This is a genomic window from Salipiger sp., assembly GCF_059781815.1.
On record NZ_JBYNAH010000301.1, the window covers coordinates 1 to 4,681 of the forward strand.

The 4,681-nt window shown below is 60.9% G+C and carries 9 protein-coding genes; 7 read left to right on the top strand and 2 right to left on the bottom strand.

The annotated features are described in order from the left end of the window. Positions 1-315 precede the first annotated feature (315 nt). From AC6RA4_RS23355 to AC6RA4_RS23385, 7 genes are all read left to right on the top strand, one after another. On the top strand, positions 316-639 hold the full coding sequence (locus AC6RA4_RS23355) for a hypothetical protein (RefSeq protein ID WP_500164369.1): 324 nt from the start codon (positions 316-318) through the stop codon (positions 637-639). Further along, a complete protein-coding gene (locus AC6RA4_RS23360; protein ID WP_500164371.1) occupies positions 639-1,037 on the top strand; it encodes a DUF4376 domain-containing protein in 399 nt (132 codons plus the stop codon). The genes AC6RA4_RS23355 and AC6RA4_RS23360 overlap by 1 nt, the downstream gene beginning before the upstream one ends. Beyond that, positions 1,018-1,341, top strand: a complete 324-nt coding sequence (locus tag AC6RA4_RS23365) for a DUF1353 domain-containing protein (protein WP_500164373.1) — start codon at positions 1,018-1,020, stop codon at positions 1,339-1,341. The genes AC6RA4_RS23360 and AC6RA4_RS23365 overlap by 20 nt, the downstream gene beginning before the upstream one ends. Positions 1,342-1,388: 47 nt before the next feature. Beyond that, a complete protein-coding gene (locus AC6RA4_RS23370) occupies positions 1,389-1,676 on the top strand; it encodes a hypothetical protein (protein WP_500164375.1) in 288 nt (95 codons plus the stop codon). After that, positions 1,673-2,101 (top strand): hypothetical protein, encoded by a 429-nt coding sequence (locus AC6RA4_RS23375; RefSeq protein WP_500164377.1) that lies wholly within the window; start codon positions 1,673-1,675, stop codon positions 2,099-2,101. The genes AC6RA4_RS23370 and AC6RA4_RS23375 overlap by 4 nt, the downstream gene beginning before the upstream one ends. A 327-nt stretch (positions 2,102-2,428) precedes the next feature. Continuing rightward, positions 2,429-2,980: an N-acetylmuramoyl-L-alanine amidase gene (locus AC6RA4_RS23380; RefSeq protein WP_500164378.1), complete on the top strand. Its 552-nt coding sequence runs from the start codon at positions 2,429-2,431 to the stop codon at positions 2,978-2,980. A 78-nt stretch (positions 2,981-3,058) separates the two neighbouring features. Next, positions 3,059-3,268, top strand: coding sequence for a hypothetical protein (locus AC6RA4_RS23385; protein WP_500164379.1), 210 nt, complete (start codon positions 3,059-3,061; stop codon positions 3,266-3,268). 128 nt (positions 3,269-3,396) lie between these two features. Here AC6RA4_RS23385 and AC6RA4_RS23390 read toward each other — a convergent pair whose 3' ends face one another. Together AC6RA4_RS23390 and AC6RA4_RS23395 are read right to left on the bottom strand one after the other, a co-directional pair. Then, complete coding sequence (locus tag AC6RA4_RS23390) at positions 3,397-4,218, bottom strand: glycosyltransferase family 32 protein (protein ID WP_500164381.1); 822 nt, start codon at positions 4,216-4,218, stop codon at positions 3,397-3,399. 199 nt (positions 4,219-4,417) lie between these two features. Beyond that, positions 4,418-4,603, bottom strand: a complete 186-nt coding sequence (locus tag AC6RA4_RS23395) for a hypothetical protein (RefSeq protein WP_500164383.1) — start codon at positions 4,601-4,603, stop codon at positions 4,418-4,420. Positions 4,604-4,681 lie beyond the last annotated feature (78 nt).

Here is a 4,681-nt window from a genome sequence, read left to right on the forward strand (position 1 = left end):
AAATCCTATCGGACTTCGCGCATCGTGGGTGGACCACTTCAATGGGGCTGGCTCAGACCACCTCACATGCATCTGGGCTGTATTACGCGAATGCGGACGTAACGTGGACGTTTCCATCAGTGGACTTTGTTGAAGCCCCTGAAGTTGAGGCAAATGTCGTGATCAATACCGCCGTCCCGGCCGGGTGCAAAATTCGCTCAACTGGCGTCTCAACGGCCGTTCTCAGGCCATGGCACGCAAACAGTGTCAGTAGCGGCACAGCAAAGAGCATCACACTGACCGCCACTGGTCGCTGGAAAACGTAGGAGCATCCTCATGAAATTTATCTTCACTCGCGCGGAGAGCGGCGAGGCGGCCACCGGATCGGTCTCGGGTGATGTGCTCACCTTGAACGGCGTGGCCCGCGACTTTGGTTTTATCGAGGAAGGCGGGGAAATGCCCGCCGAGGCCATTGGCGAGCGTCTGATCAACGGGACCGTCACGCGGATCGACGGCGAAATTGTGGTGCCGCTGATCGCGCCGCATGCGCCTGGCGCTCTGCCGCAAGAGCTGTGGGAGCCCGCCCCGATCATCGTGGAGAGCGGGGCGATCCCCTTTCCAGATTACAACTGGATCAGCACTACCGAGGAGGCCGAATAATGGATATGACCGCGTATCGCAGCCCCGCGAGCATCGCCGCCGCAACGGAAGCCGCGCTCAAGGAGGGCGTCAAGGCTGAGCGCAAGCGCCGGCTCGATGCCGGCACCACGCTGGCGCTCTCGTATGGCGCGATCCCGGTACAGGGCCGCGAGTTCGATCAGAGCGTGATCCTGGGCCTCTCGCAGCGGGCCGTCGCGTTGCAGGCGGCGGGCGACACCACCACGCTCACCTACCGCGACGCGGCGAACACGATGCATGAGCTGACCGCCGTGCAGTTCCTCGAGCTGTCTCAGGCGGCCATGACGTGGGTCGAGGCGGTGATGGCGGCGAGCTGGACGATGACCGACGCCGCAGAGATCCCCGAGGACTTCGCGGACGATGTTCGCTGGCCTTCCTGACCGCCGCTTCTCCTGCACGGTCGCGATCAGCTGGGAGATCGGCAAGGCAGGCTCGGGGGCGGTCATCGTCGTGCCGGCGGGCTTCACCTTCGATGTGTCGGTGCCGCCCGGCGCCCGCTGGGCCTTCGATCCCCGAGATCCCGCATACCTCAAGGCATCGGCGGTGCACGACTGGCTCCTGCTTGAGCGCTGGGACCGCGTCACCGCCGGCGCCGTTTTCCACGAGATCCTGCGGACGCAGGAGATCAGCCTGACGCGACGCCTGATCATGTGGCTCGCCGTGAGCCTCTGGCGCTATCGCTAGACTGCAATAACCCGCCGCTGGCGGGATTTTTTATGACCGGAGGGGCCGTGTTCGGAAAGCCGCTAGAATTTTGGGTCGCGCTTGCCGCCGGGGCCTTGATCGTCATCGAAAGAAACCGAGCCCGCCCCTTTGTCGGGCGGGTTCTGATCGCAGCGATCAGCGCCGGCATCGGCTACAGCCAGACGCCGGAGGTCGCGCTGTGGACCGGGCGCAGCGAGACGCTTGTCGTCATGGTGCTGACCGCCTTCGGCCACATGCTGCTCGACATCGTCGCAGCGGTGCTGGCCGACCGGGAGTTCATCAAATCCATCATCAGGGAGCGTTTGGGGAAATGACCAACACGCAAGCCGCCCTCCGGCAGTATCGAGGGCTCGTCGGGGTGTTTCTGTTGCTCGGGCTGGCCTACCTTCTGGCGCCGCTCGCTGAAACGCGGTGGTGGCCCGTGACGACGCCGTTTGAGCGCGCGGGCGTCCGGCAGGTGAACGACTGCGCGGCTGTCGAGCTGCAGGGCAGCGCGACCAAGCTGCGCTGCGACTGTGAGTATCGCGGGATTGAGGTCTTCCTCGGCTCGCGGGGCAACGGGGTGCGGATCCCCGGCGCGCATTTCAAAGACAGGCCGCAGGGGCGCGATTGCGGCGACCATTCGTGGGAGCGCCTCTATGTTCCGGTGCCCGAGTTCATGATCGACCAGACGTTCGCGGATGTGCTGCACGCCTGCTACCGCGGCGAGCGGTACCTGACCCGCACGCATTTCTGGTGATGAAGGTGCGAGCGCAGATATCGTCAGTGGAGGACGAAAGGTTTTGGGCGAATACCTAATGAGCCGCGCTCGCCACTGTATTTGAGCCGATCCTTCAACGTCTGGCAAGAAATACCGCCATCCCGATGTCGAGAGGAGCGGGCGCTGACGCAGGCAGTTCTGGTGAAGGGCGAGAGCTGCGACCGTCCTGGGGAAGGGCGGGGGTGGGGCCAAGGGAAACACATACCACTCGCAGCACTCGCTTGGTTAGAGAAGCAGATTATCACTTTGAGAACAACCCTCATCGCCCGGCCATCGCGCGCCGGGCTTTTTCATGGAGAGACCACAATGCGAAACATCACCGAGATCATTGTGCACTGCACCGCGACCCGCGCCGAATGGATGGATGGGTATCCCACCGGCTCGAAGGTCGCGGAGATCCGCAGCTGGCACGTCGACGGCAACGGCTGGTCGGACATCGGCTACCACTTCCTGATCGACCGCGACGGCACTGTGGCGACCGGGCGCCCGATTGAGCGCACCGGTGCGCATGTCCAGGGACACAACACCGGCACCATCGGCGTGTCGCTCTTTGGCGGCCACGGCAGTGCGGAGACCGACGCCTTCTCGGATCACTTCACCGAGGCGCAGGACGCTGCGCTGCGCGAGCTGCTGGCGGAGCTCGACAGCAGCTATGGGCCGGGCCTCAAGATCAGCGGTCACAACGAATACGCGGCCAAAGCCTGCCCGGGTTTCAACGTGGGCAAGTGGCTGGCCGGGGCGCTGCCTGTGGTCGGTGCCGACCCGATCGCCGATCAGGACTCCACCGAGGCGACCAAGCTGCGCTGGCGGCTGGCCGAGATCCGCGACACCGCAGATCGCGCGCTCGCCGGCGAATGACCCTCCCCATCACCGACTGGCGCCTCGCGCTGGTCCTCTCTGCGGCGGCCTGCCGCATCTCCACGAAAGGCAACACCGATGAACGAGATGAAATCCTTCCTCGCGTCCAAGACCATCTGGGGCGCCCTGATCGCCATCCTGCCGCAGCTCCTCGCGCTGTTCGGTGTCGAGATCTCGGCTTCGGACGCGCAGGGCATCGCGGGGCACGCTGAGGCTATCGTGACCTCTGTCGGCTCGCTCCTCGCGATCTATGGCCGGATCACCGCGACCAAGGCTATCGGCCTCTGACGAGATCCGCCGGCGCGGTGGCGGCGGTGGGCGGACCGGGCCGCCACATTCCACTTTCCCCACTCGCTGGAAGGAATTCGCATCAAAGGGAATTGGAAAATTCGGAATTGAATGGTCTGCGAAACGTTCTAAGCTTTCCTTCGCGGGTTCTTTTGGTATCTGTTTTCAAATATTGAGGGTGCCCCTTCCTTAAGGAAAGCCCGCCAGTCGGTTGAGGACTTCTTGTACGAGAGATGGCCCGGTCTGAAAAATATCTCATTGGCGTCTTCTTCGGTAATTAAGTCAAAGCCATCGAATATGTGGTTAATTTCAGAATTCCAGAAATCTTCCGTCATTATGCCTGGGCCTGTAACTTGCCATACATTATTGCTTGTTTTGTTTTCTATATTTTCTATCGCCTTGTCCAAGGCGCGTGTCAGGAGCGGGTCTCTGGGATTTCGTGCGAATATAAAACCGTTCGCAACGTTTCCGCGACGACGCCACAATACACCACGATTAGCGTGACACAGGTGTTTCTCTATGCCGCCATTGTCTCTCAATCCTGCATCTATATATGTACCTCCCTCTTGCACGAGAGCGCAATACCGGAAAAAATCGGACTGCATGGCGGGGACGGCGCACTCTTCGTATGCGCGCAGGGTTCGAGTGTCGAAGTGCTCATCAATATACTCTGCCGCAGTGCGATAATTGTAGCGGCGATAGGTGAAATGAGGATGGTCAGCCCAAGACGACATGAGCCTTTCAACTTCTTCTGGGGCGTGATCGGTATCCCAAAATTGGAAAAGGTTGTTCAATTGAAACTCACATCCTGTGTCCGGCGCTCCTCGAGCGGCATGCCGTTGGATGCCAACGTTGATTATCGAAGCCAGCATATCAAGAGTTTTTGGCTCCAAATCGCTCGTGGCTGATTGCAAGCGCACGGTCTTGACCGGCTCATGGGCCTGTTGCATAAATCCGGTGAGGGGATTTTACGCGTGAATCCAGCATGGTAGCTAGGCATCAAGAGCATTCCGAAAGCCCCGACCTACAAGACCAAGAACTGACCGGCCTGCAGTAGGCGCTTCTGAGTGCCTTCGGCATCATCCTGACGATCATCATCCACCGCGCCGCGGGGGCCTTCATGGTCGCCACCGGCGCAGGTCGACCGATCTATCTCTTGCGCGGTGGATCGGTCAGCAAATTGATCACCGTGGCACCTATGATCCATATCGCGAACATGAGAAACGTGGCGAGAGCCGACGAATAAAGGTGGCCGACATATCCTCCCAGTCCGGCAGCCAAACCCACCGCGCCGTTCACGCCCTGCAACTCCCTTCGCTTTTGCTTCAAGCTCATTATCTGCACCTCCGGTGGTCGAGAGCTTGCGAGGCTGGAGAAGAAAGTGCCTTGACCTTGGTCAAAGCGTTATGACTG

Coding starts and splice junctions, on each gene's coding strand:
- AC6RA4_RS23375 (WP_500164377.1), top strand. CDS start 1,673: ATGACCAACACGCAAGCCGCCCTCCGGCAGTATCGAGGGCTCGTCGGG.
- AC6RA4_RS23395 (WP_500164383.1), bottom strand. CDS start 4,603: ATGAGCTTGAAGCAAAAGCGAAGGGAGTTGCAGGGCGTGAACGGCGCG.
- AC6RA4_RS23360 (WP_500164371.1), top strand. CDS start 639: ATGGATATGACCGCGTATCGCAGCCCCGCGAGCATCGCCGCCGCAACG.
- AC6RA4_RS23365 (WP_500164373.1), top strand. CDS start 1,018: ATGTTCGCTGGCCTTCCTGACCGCCGCTTCTCCTGCACGGTCGCGATC.
- AC6RA4_RS23390 (WP_500164381.1), bottom strand. CDS start 4,218: ATGCAACAGGCCCATGAGCCGGTCAAGACCGTGCGCTTGCAATCAGCC.
- AC6RA4_RS23355 (WP_500164369.1), top strand. CDS start 316: ATGAAATTTATCTTCACTCGCGCGGAGAGCGGCGAGGCGGCCACCGGA.
- AC6RA4_RS23385 (WP_500164379.1), top strand. CDS start 3,059: ATGAACGAGATGAAATCCTTCCTCGCGTCCAAGACCATCTGGGGCGCC.
- AC6RA4_RS23380 (WP_500164378.1), top strand. CDS start 2,429: ATGCGAAACATCACCGAGATCATTGTGCACTGCACCGCGACCCGCGCC.